Below are 23450 nucleotides of genomic sequence, written 5' to 3' on the forward strand. Positions count from 1 at the left end.
CCCACACCCCCTATTTCAGCTCGGCCGCGACATGCTCGGCGTGCTGCTGATGGCCCTGAAAAATCTTCAGGCCGGTCTGCAACAGGCTCTTGAGCTCGGCATTGCCGGCGGACGGGATGAGCTGGGTTTCCAGCGCGCCGTTGACCGCCTTGTGGTAGGCGACCTCGTTCGCGACATAGGCCTTGTCGAAGGCCGCGCCGCTCAGCTTGTCGAGCTCCGCCAGCTTGTCGCCCGCCTGCTTCGACAGCGCCTTGCTGGTATCGTTGTCTTCAGGCATAACGTTCAGCTTCTTGACCAGCGCCAGCGCCTGCTTGTTGACCGCTTCGTGGTCGCGCAGCATGTCCTCGGCAAACGCCTTGACGTCCTTGTTCTTGGCCTTTTTCTGCGCCTGCTTGGCCGCATTGATGTCGATCACGCCCGCGGTGTAGGCGATGTGGGCGATCTGCGGATCGGTGGGCTTGTCGGCTGCGCTCGCGCCTTGCAGCAGCGCCGGGCTCGACAACAGAATTGCCGCGGCGATCGCCGTGCTCCATCGGGTGAACATGTTTGAAACTCCTGTGCTGCCGGACGGTTTGCCGGCGTTGCTTCACAGGCATTGGATGGGATTTTCGCGCAAACGTTCCCGAAAAACTTCAACCGCGGCTGCCGAGCCGCTTCAGCACCGATACGGTCAGCCGCTCGCAGCGCCACCCGGCGAACGGGAACGCATCCATCACCACCGGACCGATCTCCTTCTCGACGTTCTCGCGCAGCATGGTGCGCGCACGGTGCAGCCGCGTCTTCACGGTCTCGGGCTTGACGCCGAGCAGATCGGCGGTCTCCTCGATGTTCATCCCCTCCATGACGCGCGCGACGAAGACCATGCGGAACACATCCGGCAGTTCGTCGATTGCGCGTTCGACGACGCGCTGGATTTCACGTTGGGCCATGGTCCTTTCCGGATCGCCTTGGGGAGAAAAGGGAAATTTTATGATCTGCGCGTCGAGCGCCTCTTCCGGCAGCGCGCCGAGCTCGACATGCGGCTTGCGACTTCGCGCCCGGCCAAGCGCCTCGTTGATGGCAATGCGCGACAGCCAGGTCGATAGCCCGGACTCGCCGCGAAAGCCGTCAAGATGGGTAAAGGCCCGGACATAGGTTTCCTGCACCACGTCCTCGGCTTCGCTGTCGCTGCGCAGGATACCGCGCGCAAGACGGTAGAGCCTGCGGTTGTTGGCCTGCATGATCTCGCGCAGCGCGGCCTCGTCACGGCCCCGAGCGCGGTCGACCAGTTCGGCTTCCGATGCTCTGGCGCCGGCGGACAGGCCGGCTGCGGTCCGCTGCATGGTGGTCACCTGTTTGTTTCCGTTGCTCTCGGACATTGGATGCGGGGGCGGCGAAAAGGTTCCCAATTTTCTTACCCTCCCCTGGAGGGGTCCGAGACGAGCGTAGCTCGCTCGTGGGTCGCTTCGCATGGAGCAACGCGCAATGCGAAGCGGGGTGGGGTGATCTCTCCACACGGGCACCGCCAACGGCGAGAGACTGTCACCCCACCCCGCTCGCGCTACGCGCGATCGACCCTCCCCCTCCAGGGGAGGGTAAGCGAGTCCTCCTAGTCCGTCTCGATCGGCAGCGCCGGATCCCTCGCCCATTCACCCATCGAGGCGTCGTAGAGCGTCAGCTTGTCGTAGCCGAGCTGCGTCAGCATCAAGAGGTCGATCGTCGCCGAGATGCCGCCGCCGCAATAGCAGATCACATTCTTGTCGCGCGTAACGCCCTGGGCCGCGAATTTCGCTTCGGCATCGGCAAGACTCGTCAGCGTCTTGTCGGCATTGGCAAGCGTTGCCGCGGGCACGTTGACGCTGCCGGGCACGCGGCCGGGCCGGCCGTAGCGGCTCGGCTCGAGGCCTTGATGAAATTGCGGCCCGAGCGCGTTGACGATCACGGTCGCGGGATCGCCGATCCGCGCCTTCACGGTGGTCTTGTCGACGAAGAAGCCCGCGCGCGGCGCGGCCTTGAAGGTGGTCGCGGGATAGCCCTTCGGCGCGCCCGTCTCGACCGGCCGCCCCTCGTCCTTCCATTTGTCAAACCCGCCGTCGAGGACCTGCGCATCGACGCCGAGCGAGCGCAGCATCCACCAGAACCGTGTCGACCACATCATCGTGCCGATGCTGTAGAGCACGATGGTCTTGGATGCGTCAGCGCCGTGGCGGCCGAATGCGGCCTCTAGCTGGGGCACGCCAGCCATCATGAAGAGCTGTTGCGCGGAGGTGTCGGAGAACTCGCCTTGCAGGTCGAGGAAATCCGCGCCGGGGATGTGGCCGGCCGCGAACGTCTTGTCGCCAGGCACCGCGCGATAGGGCACGTCGCTGCCCGGCGGCACCGGCTCGTTGTAGGTCGTGCAGTCGTAGAGGCGGAGGTTGGGATTGCCGAGGATGGCGGCGAGCTGCGTGGTGGTGATGAGGGCGGTTGGCTGGGACATTGCTCTCTCCCAATTTGAGCCTACGCTTCCTGGCACTCTGTCATTGCCCGCGAAGGCGGGCAATCCAGTATTCCGGAGGCGGCAGTGATCGAACCGAGAAGCCGCGGCGTACTGGATGCCCCGCCTCCGCGGGGCATGACGGCGGAGCGAGAAGCGGGACCGCGCCCTCTACTGCTTCAGCGTCTCCAGAAACCGCACCGGCTCGCCCTGCGACGGCGTCACGATCTCGCCCTGCCACATCACGCGGCGGCCGCGGATGAAGGTGCCGACGGGCCAGCCGGTGACGCGGACGCCATCATAGGGCGTCCAGCCGGCTTTGGACGCGACCCATTTGTTGGTGATGGTCTCGCTGCGCTTCAAGTCGACGACCGTGAAGTCGGCGTCGTAGCCTGCGGCAATACGGCCCTTGCAGGCCATGTTGTAGAGGCGCGCCGGGCCGGCGCTAGTGAGATCGACGAAGCGCGCCAGCGACAAGCGGCCCGCATTGACGTGGTCAAGCATGAGCGGCACCAGCGTTTGCACGCCGGTCATGCCGGAGGGCGATGCCGGATAGGTCTTCGACTTCTCTTCCAGCGTATGCGGGGCATGGTCGGAGCCGAGCACGTCGATGATGCCCTGCTCGATGCCACGCCAGATGCCGGCGCGGTGATCGGCCCCGCGCACCGGCGGGTTCATCTGCGCCAGGGTGCCGAGCCGCTCGTAGCATTCGGGCGCGACCAGCGTCAGATGATGCGGCGTCGCCTCGCAGGAAGCGACGTCCTTGTGGTCGCGCAGGAACTCGATCTCTTCCTTGGTCGAGATGTGCAGCACGTGGATGCGCTTGCCGGTCTCGTGCGCGAGCTTGACCAGCCGCTGCGTCGCCATCAGCGCGGCGGTCTCGTCGCGCCAGACCGGATGCGAACGCGGGTCACCCTCGATGCGCAGCGACTTGCGATCGTTGAGGCGGTATTCGTCTTCGGCGTGGAAGGCGGCGCGGCGGCGGATCACCTGGAAGATGCGGCGCAGGCTCTCGTCGTCCTCCACCAGCAGCGCGCCGGTCGACGAGCCGATGAACACCTTGACGCCCGCGCAGCCGGGCGCGCGCTCCAGCACCGGCAGATCCTGCACGTTCTCGCGGGTGCCGCCGATGAAGAAGGCGAAATCGCAATGCATGCGATGATGGGCACGCTTCACCTTGTCGGTGAAGGTGGCCTCCGTCACGGTCAATGGAGATGTGTTCGGCATCTCGAACACGGCGGTGACGCCGCCCATCACAGCGCTGCGCGACCCCGTCTCGAGGTCTTCCTTCTGCTCCAGCCCGGGCTCGCGGAAATGCACCTGGGTGTCCATCACGCCGGGCAGGATGTGGAGGCCCTTGCAGTCGATCATTTCAGCAGCGGAGGCCTGCGACAGCGGGCCCAGCTCCGCGATGCGGCCGTTGGTGATGCCGATATCGCGAACACCCTCGCCGTCCTGGTTGACGACGGTGCCGCCTTTGAGGATCACATCGAAGCGCTGAGTCATGGCTGAAGGCCTCTCTCATCCCCAAGCGCGGGGCTTGAGGTCTTGTCGTTTATGCCTTGCGGGCTTACGTTCCGGAGCAACATGTCGCAAGAGATTTTCACATGAAATCAGCGTTTCTTCCCGACCGGAGCGTGGTCAAGGTCGCGGGTGAGGACGCGCGCAACTTCCTCAACGGCCTGATCACGACCGATCTCGACAGGCTGAAGCCGGGCCTGGGGCGATTCGGTGCGCTGCTGACGCCGCAGGGCAAGATCATCGTGGATTTCCTGATCACCGAGGTGCCGGCAGGCCATGGCGGCGGGTTCCTGATCGACTGTCCGAAGGCGCTGGCCGAGGGCCTCGCCACCAAGCTGAAATTCTACAAGCTGCGCGCCAAGGTCACGGTGGAAAACCTTGACCTCGGTGTGCTCGCGGCCTGGGACGGCCAGCTTGCGGCGCAGCCGGACCTTGCCTTCGCCGATCCGCGCAATGATGCGCTCGGCACTCGCATCCTGATCCCCGAAGATCTCAAGCAGAAGCTGTCCGATCTCATCGGCGCCGAGCTGGTCGACGCCGATGACTATGAGGCGCACCGCATCGCGCTCGGCGTGCCGCGCGGCGGGCTCGATTTCATGTACAGCGATGCGTTCCCGCACGAGACCAACATGGACCGCCTTGCCGGCGTCGATTTCGACAAGGGCTGCTATGTCGGCCAGGAGGTCGTCTCGCGCATGCAGCATCGCGGCACCGCGCGCACCCGCAGCGTCAAGGTGCTGCTCGATGACCTCTCGCCGGAGGCCGGCGTCAGTGTTATGGCGGGTGACAAGCCGGTCGGCACGATGGGCTCGTCCGCGCAAGGCAAAGGCATCGCGCTGGTGCGTATCGACCGCGTTGCGGACGCGCTCGATGCCGGCCAGCGGCTCACCGCCGGCGGCCTCGCCGTGAGGCTCGCCGAACCCGACGTCGTCCGCATTCCCCTGAAGCAGCCCATCGCATGAGCCGAGCCCCCCGCCTGCATCCCGACGGAAAGACCCGCTGCCCCTGGCCCGGCGAAGACCCGCTCTATGTCGCCTATCACGACACCGAATGGGGCGTGCCGGAATATGACGACCGTGCGCTCTATGAAAAGCTGATTCTCGATGGCTTCCAGGCCGGCCTTTCCTGGATCACGATCCTGCGCAAGCGGGACAATTTCCGCAAAGCCTTCGATGATTTTCAGCCGGAGAAGATTGCCCGCTACAACGACAAGAAGGTGCACGCGCTGATGAACGATGCCGGCATCGTGCGCAACCGCGCCAAGATCGACGGCGCGATCCTGAGTGCGAAATCGTATCTTGACATCATGGAGAAGGGCCCGGGCTTCTCGAAGCTGTTGTGGGACTTCATGGGCGGACAGCCCAAGGTCAACAATTTCAAGACCACCGCGAGCGTGCCGGCCTCGACGCCGCTGTCGATGCAGATCTCCAAGGAACTGTCCTCGCGCGGTTTCAAATTTGTCGGCCCGACCATCGTCTACGCCTTCATGGAGGCGACCGGCATGGTCAACGACCATCTCGTCGACTGCCATTGTCACGCGAGCTGCGGCAAGACGCAGCGCAAGCCGCGCCTCAAGGCCAAATGACCGCGAAGAAAACGGCACGCGACGTGGCATCCCGCGCCTGGCAGCGCATGCTGTCGGGCCGGCGGCTCGATCTGCTCGATCCCTCTCCGCTCGATGTCGAGATCGCCGACATCGCCCATGGGCTGGCGCGCGTGGCGCGCTGGAACGGGCAGACCACCGGCGCGCACATCTTCTCGGTCGCGCAGCACACGCTTCTGGTGGAGACCGTGATGCGGCACGAGATGCCGCGCGTCGACGAGCGCATGCGGCTGGCCGCGCTGCTGCACGATGCGCCGGAATACGTGATCGGCGACATGATCTCACCCTTCAAAGCCGTGCTCGACGGCCACTACAAGGCGGTGGAGAAGCGCCTGCTCGGTGCCATCCACATCCGCTTCGGCCTGCCGCCGGCGCTGCCCGAGGAGATTACGCAAGCCATCAAGGCCGCCGATCGCGGTGCGGCATATCTGGAGGCAACCGAGCTCGCCGGCTTCAGCGAAACCGAGGCGAAGCGCCTGTTCGGCAGGGACCCCGGCCTCTCCGACAGCGTCCGCCGCGACTACCTCACGCCCTGGACCGCGGCGCGGGCCGAGAAGCAGTTTCTGGAGCGGTTCAACGCGGTGTTCGCGTAGCATCATCCCTTCGTAGGGTGGGCAAAGCGACTTGTCCGCCGTAGCTCGTAGAGCGAAGGTGGAAGCGTGCCCACCAAACTAGCCGAGACGTGCGCGGTGCGAAACGGTGGGCACGGCGCGATGCGCCTTTGCCCACCCTACGAGCGCTCGCTATAATTGCCGCCAAAAAGGTCCGCCATGATCCACGTCTGTTCCCTCGCCGCCCTTCCCGAAACCGTCCGCCTCACCAGGGCCAGCCATGTGCTGACCGTCATGGCCAATGTCGAGCAGGTGGCACGTCCGGTGTCGGTGCTGCCGGCCAATCATCTCAAGGTGTCGATGGACGACATCACCGAGGAGATGGACGGGTTTGTCGCGCCTTCCGAGGCGCACATCGACCAGGTGCTGAATTTCGTGCGCGGCTGGGACCGAAGCGCGCCGCTGGTGGTGCATTGCTATGCCGGCATTAGCCGCTCCACTGCGAGCGCGTTCGCGGCCGTCTGCGCCCTCAATCCGGATCGCGACGAGATCGAGATCGCCAGGAAGATTCGCGCGGCTTCCCCGATCGCCTCGCCGAACCGCCGCATCGTCGGCCTCGCCGATCGCGCGCTCGGGCGCAACGGCCGCATGCTGCGCGCGCTCGACGAGATGGGCCCGGGCGCCATGATGGTCGAAGGCCGCCCCTTCGTGATCGAGCTCGAATGACAACTGCGACATCAGCCGCATGAGCGACACGCAGCTGACGCCGATCGAGATCGGCCTGACCGCGGCGATCGTCGCGATCGAGGACCATGAGCCGCTGATCCTCACCGCACGCGGCGGCGACGGATTAGGCGGCCTGCCGTTCGGGACGTTCGATGCGCTGAGCCATCGCACCTTCGAGATCGGCCTGCGCGCCTGGGTCGAGGCGCAGGCGGGCTTGCGGCTCGGCTATGTCGAGCAGCTCTACACCTTCGGCGATCGCGGCCGTCATGCGGAGGCCGGCGACACCGGTGCGCATATGGTGTCGATCGGCTATCTCGCGCTGACGCGCGCGGTGGGCGGCGAGCTCGCAGCGACCGGCGCGAGCTTCGAACCGTGGTATCGCTTCCTCCCTTGGGAAGACTGGCGCGAGGAGCCGCCCGCGATCATCGCTCGTGACATCATTCCGGCGCTGACGCTATGGGCCGAGGAGGAGACGCCGGAGACCACACGCGCGCTGCCGCGCCGGGATCGCGTGCGGTTCTATTTCGGTCTCGACGGCGCGCCCTGGGACGAGGAGCGCGTGCTCGACCGCTACGAGCTCTTGTACGAGGCCGGGCTGATCGAGGAGGCGCGGCGCGACGGCCGTCCTGCGGCATTGGCGCGCAAGGAGCTTCCCGCGCTCGGCACCTCCATGCGATTCGATCACCGCCGGATTCTCGCGACAGCGATCGCGCGGCTGCGTGCAAAACTGAAGTATCGTCCTGTGGTGTTTGAACTTTTGCCCGCCGAGTTCACACTCACTGAATTGCAGTACACGGTGGAGGCGATCTCCGGCCGGCACCTGCACAAGCAAAATTTCCGCCGCCTGGTCGAAACCGAAGCCCTGGTCGAACCGACCGGGGTGATGTCGACACAGACCGGTGGACGGCCGGCGGCGCTCTACCGCTTCCGCCGCGACGTGCTCCAGGAACGACCCGCGCCGGGCTTGCGCGTACGCTCCCGGCGCTAGATCCTAGGATTTGCGTGACCGGCCCCTGCCCGCCGGTTGCCTGGAGGCTTCATGTTCGACGGCCCGTTTGACGTCTTTGCGCTGATCATTGCGATCATCGCTGTCCTGATCGCGATCAAGGCCTCCAGCCAGGCGGCCGAGCTGCGCCGCCGGCTGGCCTCGCTCGAAGAGATGTTTTACGCGCAGCGGCAGGTGCAGCCGCCGCCGCTGATGCCCGCGCAGGTGCAGCCCGAAGCGCCCGCGACGATGGCCGCCGAGCCGCCGCCGCTCGCGCCCGAAGCCGAGGTAGCGCCGCCTCCGCTCGTCACCGAAGAAGCTTCACCGCCGCCGCTCGCAGCGAACACCGTGGCCGATACGCCGCCGCCCCTGCCCGCGCCGGCACCTGATATTAGAGAGCCTGGCTTCGAGGAGCGGCTTGGCACGCGCTGGGTGGTCTGGATCGGCGGCCTTGCGCTCGCGCTCGGCGGCTTCTTCATGGTGCGCTATTCGATCGAAGCGGGCCTCGTCGGCCCCGGCGTGCGCGTGTTCCTCGGCGGGCTGTTCGCAACCGCGCTGCTGGGCGCCGGCGAATGGTCGCGGCGCAAGGAGAGCATCTCCAACATCGCAGCGCTGCCGATCGCCAACATCCCCGCGATCCTCACCGCGGCCGGAACGGCGGTGGCGTTCGCGACCATCTACGCAGCCTATGCGCTCTATGGCTTCCTCGTGCCCGCCACCGCTTTCGTGCTGCTCGGCATCGTTGCGATGGGCACGCTCGCCGCGGCACTGTTGCATGGGCCCGCACTCGCGGGCCTCGGCGTGGTCGGCGCGTTCGTGACGCCGATCCTCGTCTCCAGCGGCAAGCCGGATTATTGGGCGCTCTATATCTATCTTGCGATCGTCACCGCCGCGAGCTTCGGCCTCGCGCGCATCCGGCTGTGGCGCTGGCTGGCGGTCACGACCATCGCCTTCGCCGTACTCTGGATCTTCCCGGGGCTCGACACCAGCGAGCTGCAGGTCGCGCCGCACGCCTTCCATGTCATCGCGGGCTTCGTGCTCGCCGCCCTCCTCGTCGTCTGCGGCTTCATGTTCGGTCCGACATTCGAGGATGGTGAGATCGAGCCGGTGTCGTCGAGCTCGCTTGGCGCCTATCTGTTCGGCGCGATGCTGATCGTGCTGTCGAGCGCGCATGCGGACCTTGCGCTGATCGCCTTCACGCTTCTCGTCGGTGCGACGCTATTCGTCGCATGGCGCGCGCCGGCGGCAACGGGCGCGCTGGGCGCGGCCGCAGCGACCGTCTTCATCGTGTTCGCCGAATGGGCGGTGCGCGCCAATCCTGATATGCTGGTGCTGCCGGGCGGCCCGATGCCCGGCGTTGGACCGGTCGCCACCGACAGCTCGGTGACGCTGCATCTGGTGATGGCCGCAATCTTCGCTGCCGGCTTCGGCATCGCAGGCTTTCTCGCGCAGGGTCGCTCGAACTCGGCGGTCATTCCGGTGGTGTGGTCGGCGGCAGCCGTTGCGACGCCGATCGCGATCCTCGTTGCGCTCTACGCGCGCATTGCCCATCTCGACCGCTCGATCCCGTTTGCGATCCTCGCGGTGCTGCTCGCCGCCGCCTTTGGCGCTGCGACCGAAGCGCTGGCGCGCCGCGAAGATCGGCCGGGCGCTGCGACCTCCGTCGCGCTGTTCGCGACCGGCACGCTCGGCGCGCTGGCGCTGGCGCTGACCTTCGCCCTCGAAAAGGGCTGGCTCACCATCGCGCTGGCGCTGATGTCGCTCGGCACGGCCTGGATCTCGCTGCAGCGTCCGATCCCGGTCCTGCGCCGGCTCGCCGCCATCTTTGCCGCGATCGTTACCGCGCGCATCGGTTATGATCCGCGCATCGTCGGCGATGCCGTCGGCACCACGCCGATCTTCAACTGGCTGTTGTGGGGCTACGGCCTGCCGGCGGCCTCGTTCTGGGGCGCGAGCATCTTCCTGCGCCGCCGCGGCGACGATGCGCCGCTGCGCATCGTGGAGACCGCGGCGATCCTGTTCACCGCGCTGCTGGCCTTCATGGAGATCCGGCATCTTGCCACCGGCGGGCGCATGACGTCGCCGCCCTCGCTGCTCGAATTTGCCCTGCAAGTCTGCGTCGCGCTCGCCATGGCGATCGGGCTGGAGCGGCTGCGGCTGAGGAGCCACAGCATCGTTCACAACGTCGGCGCCATCGCGCTCACCGCGATCGCCGGGCTCATCAGCGTCTTCGGCCTGCTGATCCTGGAGAATCCGTGGCTGCTCTCCAGCGTCGATGTCGGCGGTCTCGTCTTCAACCTGTTGCTGCTCGGCTACGCTCTCCCGGCGGTGCTGATGCTGCTGCTGTCCTATGCTGTGGCCGGACATCGCCCAGTCGCCTATGCGAACACGATTGCCGGCGGTGCGCTGGTGTTCGCGCTGACCTATGTGACGCTGGAGATCCGCCGCTTCTATCACGGCCCGGTCCTGCTCTACGGCGCCACCACGGGCGCGGAGCAATACACCTATTCGATCGGCTGGCTCGCCTTCGGCGTGGTGCTGCTCGGCGTCGGCATTCTCGTCAACTCCGAGCGGGCACGGCTGGCGTCGGCCGCGGTGATCGCGCTGACGATCCTGAAGGCCTTCGTGATCGACATGTCGACGCTGACAGGCGTCTACCGCGCGCTGTCGTTCATGTGCCTCGGCATCGTGCTGGTCGCGATCGGCTGGCTCTACCAGCGCATCCTGTTCCGGCGGCAGGTCGCACCGCCGCCGGCTCCGCAGGCGAGCACTTGAGGATCAGGCCGCGCGGACCGACTCCAGGAACTGCGCGACCTCGACTTTGAGCCGCGTGCTGTCGGTCGCGAGCGATTTCGCCGCCGACAGCACCTCCGTCGACGCCGAGCCGGTCTCGATCGCACCACGCTGCACGTCCGTGATGTTCATCGAGACCTCCTGCGTACCGACCGAAGCCTGCTGCACGTTGCGCGAGATCTCCTGCGTGGCCGCGCCCTGTTCCTCGACGGCGGCTGCGATGGCCGCCGCCACCTCGGACAGCCGCTCGATGGTGCCGCCGATTTCCTGGATGGCGCTGACGGATTCCTGCGTCGCGGCCTGGATCCCGGAGACTTGCGCCCCGATCTCGCCGGTCGCTCTCGCGGTCTGCTCGGCCAGCGCCTTGACCTCGGAGGCGACGACCGCGAAGCCGCGGCCGGCTTCACCGGCACGCGCCGCCTCGATGGTGGCGTTGAGCGCCAGCAGGTTGGTCTGACCGGCGATGGTGTTGATCAGCTCGACCACGTCGCCGATGCGGGATGCCGCCTGCGACAGCGCGTTGACGCGGTCGTTGGTCCGCGTGGCCTGCTCGACGGCCTCCGCGGCCATCCGCGCCGAATCCTGCACGCGGCGGCTGATCTCGGTGATGGAGGACGACAGCTCCTCCGATGCGGACGCAACCGCCTGGACGTTGGTGGAGGCTTCCTCGGACGCCGCGGCGACCACGGTCGCGAGTTCCTGCCCGCGCTGCGCGGTGCTGCTCAGCGTGGTCGCGGAGGCCTCGAGCTCGGTCGAGGCCGACGACACGGTGCCGACGACCTCGCCAATCATGGCCTCGAACTTGCGGGTGATGGCGTCGACGCGGCGGCCGCGTTCGATCTTGGTCTCGGCGTCGGCCGCAGCGACTTCGTCGGCGGCCTTCTTGGCGATCAACGCCTCCTTGAAGATCTGGAGCGCATCCGCCATCGAGCCGATCTCGGTCTTCTCGCCGCGATGTGGCACCTCGGCGGAGAGGTCGCCTTCGCCGAGCGACTGCATCGGATGGATGATCGAGGCAATCCCGCGAGAAACGTCACGCACGAGATAATAGGCGGCACCGATCGCGATCACGACCGAGAACACGATGATGCCGACCAGCACGCGGAAGATCGTGGCGTAGCTGTCGGCCGCCTGCTTCGTCTCCAGCTCGGCGCCCCGGTTGTTCATCTCGATGCCCTTCTGGAGCAGCGGGTCGGCGGCCTGGGCCATCTTCGCGACCTTGGTCTGCAACAGCTCGTTGGCATCGGTCGGGAAGCGACCGACGCCCTTGCGCGACAGCGCCATAACGTCCTGCACCCCGTTCAGGTACTCGGCCCACGCCTTGCTCCACTGCTCATAGAGCGAACGCTCCTCGGCCGAGGTGATCAGCGGCTCGTAGACCTTGCGGGTCTGGTCGATGCGCGCCTGCAGCGAGGCGAGGCGCTTCTCGGCGGCTTCCTTGCCCTCGGCGGTGTCCTGCATCAGGTGCAGGCGCAGCGCGACGCGCAGCTCGTTGATATCGGCGCGAAGCGAGCCGAGCGCACGCACGCTCGGCAGCCAGCTCTCCGCGATCTCGACGGTATGGGAATTGATACTCTGCATGGTGCCGATCGCCATCACGCCGACGCCGGCGAGCGACAGCACGAGGACCGACAACACGGTCAGAAGCTTGAACACGATCGACAACTTCGACATCACAGCAAATCCCGATGAGACCTAGCAACGCGCAAATCACCTGCGCCGCCATCGTCACGACGGACGACAGGGCGGAAGTCAGTTCAACAATGCTGGCTGATTTTTATCCCGTAAGATTGCGCTCATAGTTGCAAACAGGCGTTAACAGGAACCTACGTGGAACTACGGAATTCGCTGTCGCCGCCGTCATATGTTCCGCAATTATTGGTTGCAGTGCAGCAGACATCGCGCGACGCCACACTGGCGCACCGCGATGCGCGGCTCGAACGGAGCAACTGACGACCTCACGCCGCCCGCACCGACTCCAGGAAGCGCGCGACCTCGCTCTTCAGCCGGTTGCTCTCCTGAGAGAGCGATTGCGCCGCTGAATGCACCTGGGCCGACGCAGCCCCGGTCTCGCCTGCGCCGCGCTGGACGTTGCCGATATTGGCGGAGACTTCCGAGGTGCCGTGCGCGGCATGCTGGATGTTGCGGGAGATCTCCTGCGTCGCGGCGCCCTGCTCCTCCACCGCCGCGGCGATGGCCGAGGATATTTCCGACATCCGCGCGATGGTGTCGCCGATCTCCTTGATTGCGCCGGCCGAATCCTGCGTCGCGGTCTGGATCGCGGCGATGTGCTGGCTGATCTCGCCCGTGGCCTTCGCGGTCTGCTCGGCGAGCGCCTTCACTTCGGTCGCGACCACCGCAAAGCCCTTGCCGGCTTCGCCCGCCCGCGCTGCCTCGATCGTGGCATTCAGCGCCAGCAGATTGGTCTGGCTGGCGATGGTGTTAATCAGCTCGACCACGTCGCCGATGCGGCCTGCCGCCTTGGTCAGCTCGGCGACGCGCGCGTTGGTGCGCTGGGCCTGCTCCACCGCGACGTCGGCGACGCGGGCCGATTCCTGCACCTGACGGCTGATCTCCGAGATCGATGTGGTCATCTCCTCGCTCGCGGACGACACCGATTGCACGTTCGCGGACGCCTCCTCGGAGGCTGCGGCCACCGCCGTGGCAAGCCCGTTACCGCGCTCCGCGGCCTGCGTCAGCGTGTTGGAGGACGCCTCGAGCTCGGTTGCCGCCGACGACACCGTGTCGATGATCTCGCCGACCGCGCCTTCAAACCCGTCGGCGAGGCGGTGCATGTCCGCCTTGCGCCGTTCGCGCCCGCGCGTGTCAGCTTCGGCCTGCTCCGCACCCAGCCGCTCGGCCTCCGCCATGTTGGTCCTGAACACCTCGACCGCGCCGGCCATCTCGCCGATCTCGTCCTTGCGCCCGACGCCGGGGACGGAGATTGAAAGCTCGCCACGCGCCAGCCGCGTCATCGCGCCGACCATGCCGGACAGCGCCTTCGAGATCGAGCGCCCGAGGACAAAGCCGACCACGGCGAGCACGACGACGGTGAACGCGAAGGCGATCATCATCCACATGCGCACGGCATCGCGCGTTGCGGCCTCCGCGGCGTCAGCCTGCCTGTACATGGCGTCGACCGCGGCCCGCACCTCGACCATGGAGGGCTCGAGTTCGCGGAATGTCTTCATCATGCTGGCGTCCAGCGCGGCGCTCTGCTGCGCGGTCTCGGCCCAGGCCGCGAACTCGGACTGGTATTTCTGGAGCTTGGCCGTGATGTCGTTCATCACCGCCGTCGGGACTGCGACCACCTCGATCGCCTTGGAGAATTCGACCCCGGCCTTCTTCACTTCGGCAATGTATTTGGGGTCGCGCCGCAGCATGAAGTCCTTCTCGTGCCGGCGCATCATCAGCATCCAGCTCGTCGTCCTGGGATCGTCGATCTCCTTGAGCTTCACCTCGATGTCGTGCACGGCGGCGCGGAGCGAGCCGGACAGGCCAAGCGTCTCATTCAGCCCGAGTCTGGTCTCGGCCACGACGAGCGCCTTGAAATCCTCAGCATAGCGTTTGAAGCCGTCATGTGCCTGCCTGGTCTTGTCGGACAGCGCGCTCATGCCGCCGGCCGCCATCAACCGCTCGACCTCGTCGAAATCGCGGTTGATCGGTGCCATCAGCTCGGCATGGGCCTTGGCGTAGCTTTCGTTGCGGCGCTGCTGAAAATTCTTCTCGTTGCGGCGCGCCTCCAGCATCTCGATCGTGAGCTGATTGTTGAGGTCAGCGATCGCGCGCGCGCGGTTGGCAACGGTGCGGGAGGCGTCCTGGGAGAGGCTGCCGATCTCGTAGATCGCGCCGAAGACGACGAGACCGACAAGGCCGAAGAGTCCGATCGCCATGACCTTGTGGGTGAGGCGAATGGAAAGGCCGCTCATTGAATGTGCTCCGATACGTTCGATACGCAATAGAGGGAGGGCGACTCGGCATCCGAATATTGCGAGATCATGACTGCATCGGTTTTCCGGAAGGTTAACCGTGCAGACCTTCTCACCGCGGCATCGGCTGCGGACGCATGCGAACCGCGACGCGTCCTCGCGAGGCGGTTGCAATCGGCGGATGATGGGTGAGGACGGCCGCCCTCAGGCGGCGCGCACCGTGGTGAGGAACTTGCCGACCTCGAGCTTGAGGCGATTGCTGTCGCCGGACAGCGACTGCGCAGCCGAAAGCACCTGCGACGACGCCGAGCCGGTCTCGCTCGCGCCGCGTTGCACGTCGGTGATGTTGGACGACACTTGATGGGTGCCTTCCGCCGCCTGCGCGACGTTGCGGGAGATCTCCTGCGTCGCCGCGCCCTGCTCCTCCACCGCTGCCGCGATCGCCGAAGAGATCTCCGACAGCCGTTCGATGGTGTCGCTGATGTCCTTGATGGCGCCGACCGAGTCCTGGGTAGCAGACTGGATGCCGGAAATCTGCTGGCCGATCTCGCCGGTCGCTTTGGCGGTCTGCTCGGCAAGCGCCTTGACTTCGGAAGCGACGACGGCGAAGCCACGGCCGGCTTCACCTGCACGCGCAGCCTCGATCGTGGCATTGAGCGCCAGCAGATTGGTCTGGCCGGCGATGGTGTTGATCAACTCGACGACGTCGCCGATCCGCGTTGCCGCCTTCGACAATTCGCTGACACGTTCGGTCGTGGTGCGGGCCTGGCCGACCGCCTCGCCGGCGACGCGCGCGGATTCCTGCACCTGGCGGCTGATCTCGGTGATCGAGGACGACAGCTCCTCGGTCGCCGAGGCCACCGACTGCACGTTGGTGGAGGCTTCCTCAGAGGCCGAAGCGACCACGGTCGCAAGTTGCTGCGCGTGCTCCGCGGTCGCGGTCAGCGTCGTCGCGGAAGCCTCGAGCTCGGTCGAGGCCGAGCTCACGGTCTCGATCACCTCGCCGACGGCGGTTTCAAACTGGTCGGCAAGCCGGAGCATGTCCTGGCGACGCTGCGCCGCGCTGCGCTGCTCCATCTCCTTCTGCTCGGCTTCCATCCGGATCTTGGCAAGGCCGTTCTCCCGGAACACTTCCGCGGTCTTGGCGACTTCGCCGACCTCGTCCTTGCGATCGAGGCCGGCGATCTCGACCTGATAGCGGCCGACGGCAAGCTCCTGGAGCACACCGACGATCATGCGGATCGGCCGCGCGATGCCGTACTGACCGATGATGAAGCCCAACGCGCCGCCGATGATGACACCGAGGCCTGCGAGGATGATCAGGAAGCGTGACGTCGATTCGTACTGCTCGCGTGCTTCCTTGCTCTTCTCCTCGACGCGCGCATTCAGCCGATCGGCGAGTTCGCGCATCTTGCCTTGAAGGTTCTCCGCAGCGGTCCTGCTCTTCATCGCGGTGTCGCGCAGCTTGTCGGCGCTGTCGCTGAGCTTCGCCGACTTCTCGGCATCGACGGCCGCGAGCGTCGTGTCCATCTGGCTCTTGTAGGCCGAGAACGCCTCGCGCACGCCCGGGAGCAGCGTCTTGGCCTTCTCGTCCGGGGTCTGGCTGACCTCGTCGAAACGTTCCTGATACTGCTTGAGCTGGGCGTTGATGACATCACGCGCGGCCAGGCGATTGTCGTCACGCGGATCGAGCGCACTGCGGAATTCAGCGCGGTTCAGCGCGATGACGTTCTGGTTGGCGCGCGCCGCGAGCAGGGCCCGCTTGGCCGCGGTCGACATCACGTCGGCCTTTTCGCTGAGATCGCTGAGAGCGGAGACACCAAGCCAGGCGATCGCGGCACCGATCCCGCACAGCAGGACGACGATCCCGAGGATCTTGCTCAGGATGCGGAAGCGGCCAAGAAAATGCATGACGGGAACCCTTCATGGACATTGCCGCTCAAGCGGCTGAATTCCCATGAATTTCGCCCAAAACCATTCCGCTTCCCTTAACCACGTTTTCCGTAGAAACACGGAGTTTCCATCGTGATCGACGCCGCTCTTGCGTTCCGAGACTTGCGCAGGGAGCAAGGCTCTCCCTGCGTCTTGGTCAGGCCGCGCGAACGGTACCCAGGAACTTCCCGACCTCGAGCTTGAGACGATTGCTGTCGCCCGACAGCGACTGCGCCGCCGCCAACACCTGCGAGGACGCCGAGCCGGTCTCGCTCGCACCGCGCTGGACGTCGGTGATGTTGGACGACACTTGATGGGTGCCTGCCGCCGCCTGCTGCACGTTGCGGGAGATTTCCTGCGTCGCGGCGCCCTGCTCTTCGACGGCAGCCGCGATGGTCGAGGAGATCTCCGACAGCTTCTCGATGGTGTCGCTGATGTCCCTGATGGCGCCGACCGAATGCTCGGTCGCGGCCTGGATGCTGGCGATCTGCTGGCCGATCTCGCCGGTCGCCTTCGCGGTCTGCTCGGCGAGCGCCTTGACTTCGGAGGCGACCACGGCAAAACCGCGGCCCGCTTCGCCGGCGCGCGCGGCCTCGATCGTGGCGTTGAGCGCCAGCAGGTTGGTCTGGCCGGCGATGGTGTTGATCAGCTCCACGACGTCGCCGATCCGCGTCGCCGCCTTCGACAGCTCGCTGACACGGTCGGTCGTGGTGCGGGCCTGGCCGACGGCCTCGCTGGCCACGCGCGCGGATTCCTGCACCTGGCGGCTGATCTCGGTGATCGACGACGACAGCTCTTCCGTTGCCGACGCCACCGACTGCACGTTGGTGGAGGCCTCTTCGGAGGCCGCCGCGACCACGGTGGTGAGCTGCTGCGTGCGCTCCGCGGTCGAGGTGAGCGTGGTGGCGGACGCTTCAAGCTCCGTGGAAGCCGATGACACGGTGCCGACGATCTCGCCGACGGCGCCTTCGAAGCTGTCGGCGAGCCTGCGCATCTCGGACCTGCGCTGCTCGGCCGCGAGCTGATCCTGCCGCGACTTGGCTTCCGCGTCCTCCCGCGCCTTCTGTTCGGACACGATCTTGAATTTTTCGACGGCACCGGCGACTTCGCCGACCTCGTCCTTGCGGCCGAGGCCCGGCAGCACCACGGAGAAGTCGCCGCCCGCGAGCTTTTCCATCGCCGCCGTCAATGCGCGCATGGGCCGCGCAATGCTGAAGACGGAGAAGATGCACGCCCCGATCAGAACCAGCGCGACCAGCACGCCGGCGACGAACGAGGTCCGCGCGACGGACGCGGCCTCAGCTTCGGCTTCGGCGCGGGCTTCGGCACTCTTCTGCTTGGCGAAATTGATGATCTCGTTGGTCAGCTCCGATATCTCTTCGTTGATCGGCGCCAGCGTCTCCTTGCGGATGCGGTCGACCTCGGCGACGAGCTTTGCGAGCGGCGCCGACGCCTCGCCGTCCTTCTTCGCGCCCAGGGCGAGCTCCTGCTTGCGGATCGCTTCGATCTGCTGTTGCCCCTTGCTGAAATTGCCGATCAACACGGTCAGGCGGTCGATCCGTTTGTGGTTCTCCGGCGAGCGCGACAGCTTCGCCATCTCGTCCGCGAATTTCAGGGCCGCGGTCTGCCGATCGTTGAAATAGGTGACGGCCTTCTGCAACTCGGCCGGCGAAATGGAACTCAGGATGTCACGAATGCCGATCTGCATCCCACGGACCGACGCCTTGGCTTCCGCGGCGTTTTGCGCGATCGACTGCTGCCCCGATGCCCCATTGCTGAGCTTCTGAACCTCGGCGCCGCCGCTCATCTGGAGAACGATCATCAGCGCGACGAGCGCGATGGTGAGTGCCGAGGTCACGGCGAGCTTGGTGCCAATTCGCAGGTTTTGAATGAACATCATCGACGTAATCCCCGGATACGCATTGCCGCGCCGACGCGCGTGAACAGTCCGGGAAGGCTAACCGCGAGGTTGCTCATTAACGTTAAGAGCGGCCGCGGCAGCCTGGGTAGAAATACTGAAATGGCGCTTAAACTACTGCAGTTGCGCACTTTTCACGTGTAACGAGATGGATTTCGCGGATTTGCACACGCTGGCGTCCGTTAACGGTTCCCCGTTCGCGGTCATCAGCACACGGTCTCACCGACCAGGCTGACGCGGAAGACCGGCTTCTTGTTCTCGTCGAGCAGCTCCATGCTCCACTTCGCATTCGGCTTCAGGTTGCGCGCTATGCTGCCGAGCAGGTTGGCGCAGACCTCGCTCATCTCGGCCCAGGCGGCGGCGCGATCCTCGAACTCGTACGGCTGGTCGGCGGCGCCGGAATAACGACCGGTGCTGATGCGAAAGAAATACAGCGACATCGTAGAACCCTTGCATCCCCCGGCCTTGCGCAAACTGGGACGCGAGTCGCTACCAAGGCATGAAAGCCGCCGTCCGTATGACTACGGCGCGGCGGCTTGGTGACAGATGAATATTTCAACGACAAAATGCGCGGGCTGTCCCGCGCAGCCAGCTCACTGGGTCGAGCGGCGCAATTCCAGCGGAGCGTCGTTCCTGGCGGGCTCCGATTTGGCCTCGGACTTCACCGGCTCGAGCCGGCCGCTCTCGACACGCGGCGTCTCGACACGCGCGGCGACTTCAGTGTTGGACGCAGCGACCGAACCAGTGTGCTCCGGGGGGCGCAACGAACGCGGACGCGCCACGGCGCGGGCCATCAGCATCTGATTGCCGCCCTGGTGGTGGAAGTCGCAATAGGCGAAGCCCATGCCCGACACCGAGCCGCGGAAGCTGCGATCGTCGGTCTTTTCCAGGTTGAAGCAGGGCTCGAACGGAATGCCCTTGATCGAGGCGCAGACATTCTGGCCTCGGATCTGTAGCGTGTTGCCGGGCAGGCGGAGATGCTTCACCGGGCCTGCACCCGAGAACTGCACCGCGCCGGCGGCGCCGAGATCGTCCAGGATACGGCCTGCGCCGCGGGTACCGTCGAAACAGGTGAAGGCGAACACCTTACCGGCAACGAAGCGGCGCGCCTCGTCGGCGTTCATGCTTCCTGCGATGGCCGGCGCAAACGTCGCTGCCGCCGTGACAGCCCCCAACACAATACGCGCAAGCATGCTCAACTCCGAACCAACCCCAGCGCGGGCAATGCCTTATCTCTTTACCCGCTGCTTACCATACTAACCAAGGCAACATTGAAGCAGCTTGGTTGGTAAAGTCTGAACGCCGTTAGACAATTTTTACCACGATGCGACCGCGGACCTGGCCGGCGAGGATTTTCGCGCCCCATTCCGAAACGTCCTCGAGCGGAATTTCATGAGTAATTTCAGTTAGTTTTGTCCGATCCAGATCCGAGGCCAGACGCTGCCAGGCGGCTTTCCGCGGCTCGATCGGGCACATCACGGAATCGATGCCGAGAAGGCACACCCCGCGCAAAATGAAGGGTGCGACAGAAGACGGCAGGTCCATGCCGGCAGCCAGGCCGCACGCCGCGATGGCGCCGCCGTATTTCGTCATCGACAGGAGATTCGCGAGCGTGGTCGAGCCGACGCTGTCGACGCCACCGGCCCAGCGCTCCTTGGCGAGCGGCTTTGCCGGTGCCGACAGCTCGTTGCGGTCGATCACCTCGGCCGCGCCGATCTCTTTCAAATAGTCCGCTTCCGAGGCGCGGCCCGTCGAGGCGATGACGTGATAACCGAGCTTCGAGAGCACGGCGGTGGCGACCGAGCCGACGCCGCCGGCCGCGCCCGTGACCACCACGGGGCCGCTCTTCGGCGACAGGCCGTGCTTCTCCAGCGCCAGCACCGAAAGCATCGCGGTGAAGCCGGCGGTGCCGATTGCCATGGCGTCGCGCGCCGACAGGCCCTGCGGCAAAGCGACCAGCCAGTCACCCTTCACCCGCGCCTTCTCGGCATAGGCGCCGAGATGGGTCTCGCCCATGCCCCAGCCGGTGCAGACGACCTTGTCACCCGCCTTCCACTGCGGATGCGAGGATTGCTCGACGGTGCCGGCAAAGTCGATGCCGGCGATCATCGGGAAACGGCGCACCACCGGCGCCTTGCCGGTGAGCGCAAGCCCGTCCTTGTAGTTCAGCGTCGACCATTCCACGCGGACCGTGACATCACCGTCCATCAGCTCGGAATCGTCGAACTGCGTGAGTGCGGCGGTGGTGCCCTTGTCCGCCTTGTCGATCCGGATCGCCTTGAATGTGGCCACGACTGAACTCCCTGGACTTGTTTCAGGGGATGTTTAGCCGATCAGGCAGGCTGCGCAACCGCTCGCTGAACCGGTTTCTCCACGATCGGAAGATTGATCAGCGCGGACAGCACGCCGAACAGGATCGAGAGCCACCAGATCGGCGTATAGGAACCGAACTTTTCGAACACGATGCCGCCGAGCCAGACGCCGAGGAAACCGCCGACCTGGTGGCTGACGAACGCAAAACCGTAGAGCGTGGCGAGCCAGCGCGTGCCGAACATCAGCGCCACCAGCGCCGAGGTCGGCGGCACCGTGGACAGCCAGGTCAGACCGGAGACCGCACCGAATGCGATTGCCGAGAACGGCGTGATCGGGAACGAGATGAAGGCGAGCGTCGCAAGCGCGCGCGTGAAATAGATCGCAGAGAGGATGTAGCGCTTCGGCAGCGAGTTCTGGAGATAGCCGACGCTCAGCGATCCCATGATGTTGAACAGGCCGATCGCCGCGATCACCCAGCCGCCGGTTTGCGTCGATATGCCGCGATCGACCAGGAACGCCGGCAGATGCACGGTGATGAAGGCGAGCTGGAAGCCGCAGGTGAAGAAGCCGAGCACCAGCAGCACATAGGAGCGATGGCCGAAGGCTTCGGCGAGCGCTTTCGTAAAGGTCTGCTCATCCGCAGGCGCCGTGTTGGCCGTGGCTGCGACCGGCGGCGTCGAGAGCGCCAGTGACAGGGGGATGATCAGCAGCATCAGGAAGCCGAACACGGTGAGCGCCTGCTGCCAGCCGAAATTGTCGATCAGCGCGACGCCGATCGGCGCGAACAGGAACTGCCCGAACGAGCCCGCCGCGGTGCCGGCGCCGAGCGCAAGCCCGCGCTTCTCGGCCGGCAACAGCTTGGTGAAGGCCGACAGCACCAGGTTGAAAGAGCAGCCGGCGAGACCGAAGCCGACCATGACGCCTGCGCCGATGTTCAGCGACAGCGGCGTCGAGGAATAGCGCATCAAAAGAAGGCCGCCGGCATAGAGCAGCGCTCCGACGCACATCACCCGGAACAGGCCGAAGCGATCGGCGACCGCGCCAGCAATCGGCTGGCCCAATCCCCACAGCAAATTCTGAAAAGCGATGGCGAGGCCAAACACGTCGCGGCCCCAGGAGAATTCGTGGCTCATCGGCTGCACGAAGAAGCCGAGCGCCGAGCGCGGGCCGAAGCCGAGCATGCCGATCGCACAGCCGCAGAGAATGATGATCGCCGGGGTACGCCAGGAGGAGGAACGCGAGACCGGACCGAGCTCGCCCGCTTGAGTGGACATGGGTTCCTCATCAGTCGCTGGCGGATCCGGAATAGGCAACCGCGAGTCACGCGTTTAATGCAAATGCATGAAGATCCCAAGCCAAAAATGATTGCGTTCCACGAAGGGCTGCCACCGGAGCATTGCGTTTCATCGCGGCCTTCCCCAACGCGCCGGGTGCGACTTGACGGGAATGTGTGCGGCTGGGGCTAGCGGCCTGCTCGGGTGCGTGTTATCTTTGATTTACTCAGATTGAGTATATCTGAGCTTGAGCGAAAACCCACCGGCCCTCTCGGCCGGATTTCTCAGGCCCTATATATACTCACATGGAGCATAATTCGCATTCACGGGAGGCTTCGATGCCCATCACTGGAATTTACGGCCCCGACGACTTTGCCAACCGGCCGCAGGGCCAAGTCCCCGCCCCTCCTCGCGCCGTACCGGCGCGAACCGGCCCCGCGCTGCCGATGCCCTCACTGGAATGGACTGCGGACGTCGAGCGGGCGACTGCGCCGCTCTATGAGCGCGTGAAGCACGTCATCCCCCCGATCGAGTGGCCGCTGATGGCGCCGACGATCAAGGCAATCAACGAGCTGAAGCAGGCCCGGGGCGCGGTCATCCTCGCGCACAACTATCAGGCGCCGGAGATCTTTCATTGCGTCGCCGACATCGGCGGCGACTCGCTTCAGCTCGCGATCGAAGCGACCAAGGTGAAGGCCGACATCATCGTGCAATGCGGCGTGCACTTCATGGCGGAGACGTCAAAGCTGCTCAACCCGGACAAGATGGTATTGATCCCGGACGCGCGCGCCGGCTGCTCGCTCGCAGACAGCATCACGGGCGCGGACGTTCGCCTGCTCCGCGAAAAATTTCCCGGCGTGCCCGTCGTCGCCTATGTCAACACGTCGGCAGAAGTGAAGGCGGAGGTCGACATCTGCTGCACCTCGTCGAACGCGGTGCAAGTGGTCGAGAGTCTGAATTCACCCACGGTGATCTTCCTGCCGGACCGCTATCTTGCAAGCTACGTCGCCTCGAAGACCGACGTAAAAATCATCGCCTGGAAGGGCGCCTGCGAGGTGCACGAGCGCTTTACGGGTGAGGAGCTGCGCGCCTATCGCGAAGCCGACCCGTCCGTGCAGATCATCGCGCATCCCGAATGTCCGCCTGATGTGCTGGCGGAAGCCGATTTCACCGGCTCGACCGCGCACATGATCAACTGGGTGCGCGAGCGGCGGCCGCGGCGGCTCGTCATGATCACGGAATGCTCGATGGCCGACAATGTCCGCGCCGAGCTGCCTGATGTGGAGATGCTCCGCCCCTGCAATCTCTGCCCGCACATGAAGCGCATCACGCTCGCCAACATTCTGGACAGCCTGCTCACGCTTGGCGAGCAGGTCACGATCGATCCCGCGCTCGCGGAACGCGCGCGGCGCTCGGTCGAGCGGATGATCAATCTGAAGAATTGAGAGTG

The 23450-nt window shown here is 65.6% G+C and carries 19 protein-coding genes; 7 read left to right on the forward strand and 12 right to left on the reverse strand.

All coding sequences use genetic code 11. The features are described from left to right. Positions 1-10: 10 nt before the first annotated feature. From OWC48_RS20150 to OWC48_RS20165, 4 genes are all read right to left on the reverse strand, one after another. Entirely contained in the window at positions 11-544 is a 534-nt protein-coding gene (locus OWC48_RS20150) for a DUF4142 domain-containing protein (RefSeq protein ID WP_282521516.1), read from the reverse strand. An 88-nt stretch (positions 545-632) separates the two neighbouring features. After that, positions 633-1322, reverse strand: coding sequence for an RNA polymerase sigma factor (locus OWC48_RS20155; protein WP_282521517.1), 690 nt, complete (start codon positions 1320-1322; stop codon positions 633-635). A gap of 266 nt (positions 1323-1588) precedes the next feature. Further along, positions 1589-2458 carry a sulfurtransferase gene (locus OWC48_RS20160; RefSeq protein WP_282521518.1) on the reverse strand — a complete coding sequence of 290 codons (870 nt, stop codon included), beginning with the start codon at positions 2456-2458 and terminating at the stop codon, positions 1589-1591. Positions 2459-2626: 168 nt separating this feature from the next. Further along, the gene (locus tag OWC48_RS20165; protein WP_282521519.1) at positions 2627-3961 is read right to left on the reverse strand and encodes a dihydroorotase; all 1335 of its coding nucleotides are present in this window, start codon (positions 3959-3961) and stop codon (positions 2627-2629) included. A 101-nt stretch (positions 3962-4062) separates the two neighbouring features. Between OWC48_RS20165 and OWC48_RS20170 the strand changes: the two genes are divergently transcribed. The 6 genes from OWC48_RS20170 (at position 4063) to OWC48_RS20195 (ending at position 10616) form a co-directional block, all read left to right on the forward strand. Beyond that, a complete protein-coding gene (locus tag OWC48_RS20170; protein ID WP_282521520.1) occupies positions 4063-4938 on the forward strand; it encodes a folate-binding protein YgfZ in 876 nt (291 codons plus the stop codon). After that, positions 4935-5561, forward strand: coding sequence for a DNA-3-methyladenine glycosylase I (locus OWC48_RS20175; RefSeq protein ID WP_282521521.1), 627 nt, complete (start codon positions 4935-4937; stop codon positions 5559-5561). The genes OWC48_RS20170 and OWC48_RS20175 overlap by 4 nt, the downstream gene beginning before the upstream one ends. Next, positions 5558-6172 (forward strand): HD family hydrolase, encoded by a 615-nt coding sequence (locus OWC48_RS20180; RefSeq protein WP_282521522.1) that lies wholly within the window; start codon positions 5558-5560, stop codon positions 6170-6172. Before OWC48_RS20175 ends, OWC48_RS20180 begins: the two co-directional genes overlap by 4 nt. 177 nt (positions 6173-6349) lie before the next feature. Next, positions 6350-6856: a tyrosine phosphatase family protein gene (locus OWC48_RS20185; RefSeq protein WP_282521523.1), complete on the forward strand. Its 507-nt coding sequence runs from the start codon at positions 6350-6352 to the stop codon at positions 6854-6856. Between the two features lie 19 nt (positions 6857-6875). Next, on the forward strand, positions 6876-7844 hold the full coding sequence (locus OWC48_RS20190) for an NrtR DNA-binding winged helix domain-containing protein (RefSeq protein ID WP_282521524.1): 969 nt from the start codon (positions 6876-6878) through the stop codon (positions 7842-7844). A 51-nt stretch (positions 7845-7895) separates the two neighbouring features. After that, on the forward strand, positions 7896-10616 hold the full coding sequence (locus OWC48_RS20195; protein ID WP_282521525.1) for a DUF2339 domain-containing protein: 2721 nt from the start codon (positions 7896-7898) through the stop codon (positions 10614-10616). 3 nt (positions 10617-10619) lie between these two features. Here the strand turns inward: OWC48_RS20195 and OWC48_RS20200 are convergent, their stop codons facing one another. The 8 genes from OWC48_RS20200 to OWC48_RS20235 all read right to left on the reverse strand — a co-directional run bounded on the left by OWC48_RS20200 (position 10620) and on the right by OWC48_RS20235 (position 22000). Next, complete coding sequence (locus tag OWC48_RS20200; protein WP_282521526.1) at positions 10620-12308, reverse strand: methyl-accepting chemotaxis protein; 1689 nt, start codon at positions 12306-12308, stop codon at positions 10620-10622. 284 nt (positions 12309-12592) lie between these two features. Next, positions 12593-14563: a methyl-accepting chemotaxis protein gene (locus tag OWC48_RS20205; RefSeq protein WP_282521527.1), complete on the reverse strand. Its 1971-nt coding sequence runs from the start codon at positions 14561-14563 to the stop codon at positions 12593-12595. A 204-nt stretch (positions 14564-14767) separates the two neighbouring features. Continuing rightward, positions 14768-16474, reverse strand: coding sequence for a methyl-accepting chemotaxis protein (locus OWC48_RS20210; protein ID WP_282521528.1), 1707 nt, complete (start codon positions 16472-16474; stop codon positions 14768-14770). A 178-nt stretch (positions 16475-16652) separates the two neighbouring features. Then, positions 16653-18395: a methyl-accepting chemotaxis protein gene (locus tag OWC48_RS20215; protein WP_282521529.1), complete on the reverse strand. Its 1743-nt coding sequence runs from the start codon at positions 18393-18395 to the stop codon at positions 16653-16655. Positions 18396-18619: 224 nt separating this feature from the next. Beyond that, the gene (locus tag OWC48_RS20220) at positions 18620-18853 is read right to left on the reverse strand and encodes a DUF6894 family protein (protein WP_028152150.1); all 234 of its coding nucleotides are present in this window, start codon (positions 18851-18853) and stop codon (positions 18620-18622) included. Between the two features lie 153 nt (positions 18854-19006). Beyond that, positions 19007-19606, reverse strand: a complete 600-nt coding sequence (locus tag OWC48_RS20225; protein WP_282521530.1) for a hypothetical protein — start codon at positions 19604-19606, stop codon at positions 19007-19009. 112 nt (positions 19607-19718) lie between these two features. Next, positions 19719-20705, reverse strand: coding sequence for an MDR family oxidoreductase (locus OWC48_RS20230; protein WP_282521531.1), 987 nt, complete (start codon positions 20703-20705; stop codon positions 19719-19721). Positions 20706-20746: 41 nt separating this feature from the next. Continuing rightward, positions 20747-22000: an MFS transporter gene (locus OWC48_RS20235; protein WP_282521532.1), complete on the reverse strand. Its 1254-nt coding sequence runs from the start codon at positions 21998-22000 to the stop codon at positions 20747-20749. A gap of 338 nt (positions 22001-22338) precedes the next feature. Here OWC48_RS20235 and nadA point away from each other — a divergent pair, with 338 nt between their 5' ends. After that, positions 22339-23445: a quinolinate synthase NadA gene (gene nadA / locus OWC48_RS20240; RefSeq protein WP_282521533.1), complete on the forward strand. Its 1107-nt coding sequence runs from the start codon at positions 22339-22341 to the stop codon at positions 23443-23445. Positions 23446-23450 lie beyond the last annotated feature (5 nt).

Origin of the sequence: Bradyrhizobium sp. Arg816 (assembly GCF_029989365.1) — a bacterium.
Classification (GTDB): domain Bacteria; phylum Pseudomonadota; class Alphaproteobacteria; order Rhizobiales; family Xanthobacteraceae; genus Bradyrhizobium.

What these genes read in the sequence shown, in the direction of transcription:
- OWC48_RS20155 (WP_282521517.1), bottom strand. Translation starts at nt 1,322, where the DNA reads ATGCAGCGGACCGCAGCCGGCCTGTCCGCCGGCGCCAGAGCATCGGAA.
- OWC48_RS20165 (WP_282521519.1), bottom strand. Translation starts at nt 3,961, where the DNA reads ATGACTCAGCGCTTCGATGTGATCCTCAAAGGCGGCACCGTCGTCAAC.
- nadA (WP_282521533.1), top strand. Translation starts at nt 22,339, where the DNA reads ATGCCCATCACTGGAATTTACGGCCCCGACGACTTTGCCAACCGGCCG.
- OWC48_RS20185 (WP_282521523.1), top strand. Translation starts at nt 6,350, where the DNA reads ATGATCCACGTCTGTTCCCTCGCCGCCCTTCCCGAAACCGTCCGCCTC.
- OWC48_RS20180 (WP_282521522.1), top strand. Translation starts at nt 5,558, where the DNA reads ATGACCGCGAAGAAAACGGCACGCGACGTGGCATCCCGCGCCTGGCAG.
- OWC48_RS20175 (WP_282521521.1), top strand. Translation starts at nt 4,935, where the DNA reads ATGAGCCGAGCCCCCCGCCTGCATCCCGACGGAAAGACCCGCTGCCCC.
- OWC48_RS20215 (WP_282521529.1), bottom strand. Translation starts at nt 18,395, where the DNA reads ATGATGTTCATTCAAAACCTGCGAATTGGCACCAAGCTCGCCGTGACC.
- OWC48_RS20235 (WP_282521532.1), bottom strand. Translation starts at nt 22,000, where the DNA reads ATGTCCACTCAAGCGGGCGAGCTCGGTCCGGTCTCGCGTTCCTCCTCC.
- OWC48_RS20200 (WP_282521526.1), bottom strand. Translation starts at nt 12,308, where the DNA reads ATGTCGAAGTTGTCGATCGTGTTCAAGCTTCTGACCGTGTTGTCGGTC.
- OWC48_RS20150 (WP_282521516.1), bottom strand. Translation starts at nt 544, where the DNA reads ATGTTCACCCGATGGAGCACGGCGATCGCCGCGGCAATTCTGTTGTCG.
- OWC48_RS20225 (WP_282521530.1), bottom strand. Translation starts at nt 19,606, where the DNA reads ATGCTTGCGCGTATTGTGTTGGGGGCTGTCACGGCGGCAGCGACGTTT.
- OWC48_RS20210 (WP_282521528.1), bottom strand. Translation starts at nt 16,474, where the DNA reads ATGCATTTTCTTGGCCGCTTCCGCATCCTGAGCAAGATCCTCGGGATC.
- OWC48_RS20170 (WP_282521520.1), top strand. Translation starts at nt 4,063, where the DNA reads ATGAAATCAGCGTTTCTTCCCGACCGGAGCGTGGTCAAGGTCGCGGGT.
- OWC48_RS20205 (WP_282521527.1), bottom strand. Translation starts at nt 14,563, where the DNA reads ATGAGCGGCCTTTCCATTCGCCTCACCCACAAGGTCATGGCGATCGGA.
- OWC48_RS20195 (WP_282521525.1), top strand. Translation starts at nt 7,896, where the DNA reads ATGTTCGACGGCCCGTTTGACGTCTTTGCGCTGATCATTGCGATCATC.
- OWC48_RS20160 (WP_282521518.1), bottom strand. Translation starts at nt 2,458, where the DNA reads ATGTCCCAGCCAACCGCCCTCATCACCACCACGCAGCTCGCCGCCATC.
- OWC48_RS20190 (WP_282521524.1), top strand. Translation starts at nt 6,876, where the DNA reads ATGAGCGACACGCAGCTGACGCCGATCGAGATCGGCCTGACCGCGGCG.
- OWC48_RS20220 (WP_028152150.1), bottom strand. Translation starts at nt 18,853, where the DNA reads ATGTCGCTGTATTTCTTTCGCATCAGCACCGGTCGTTATTCCGGCGCC.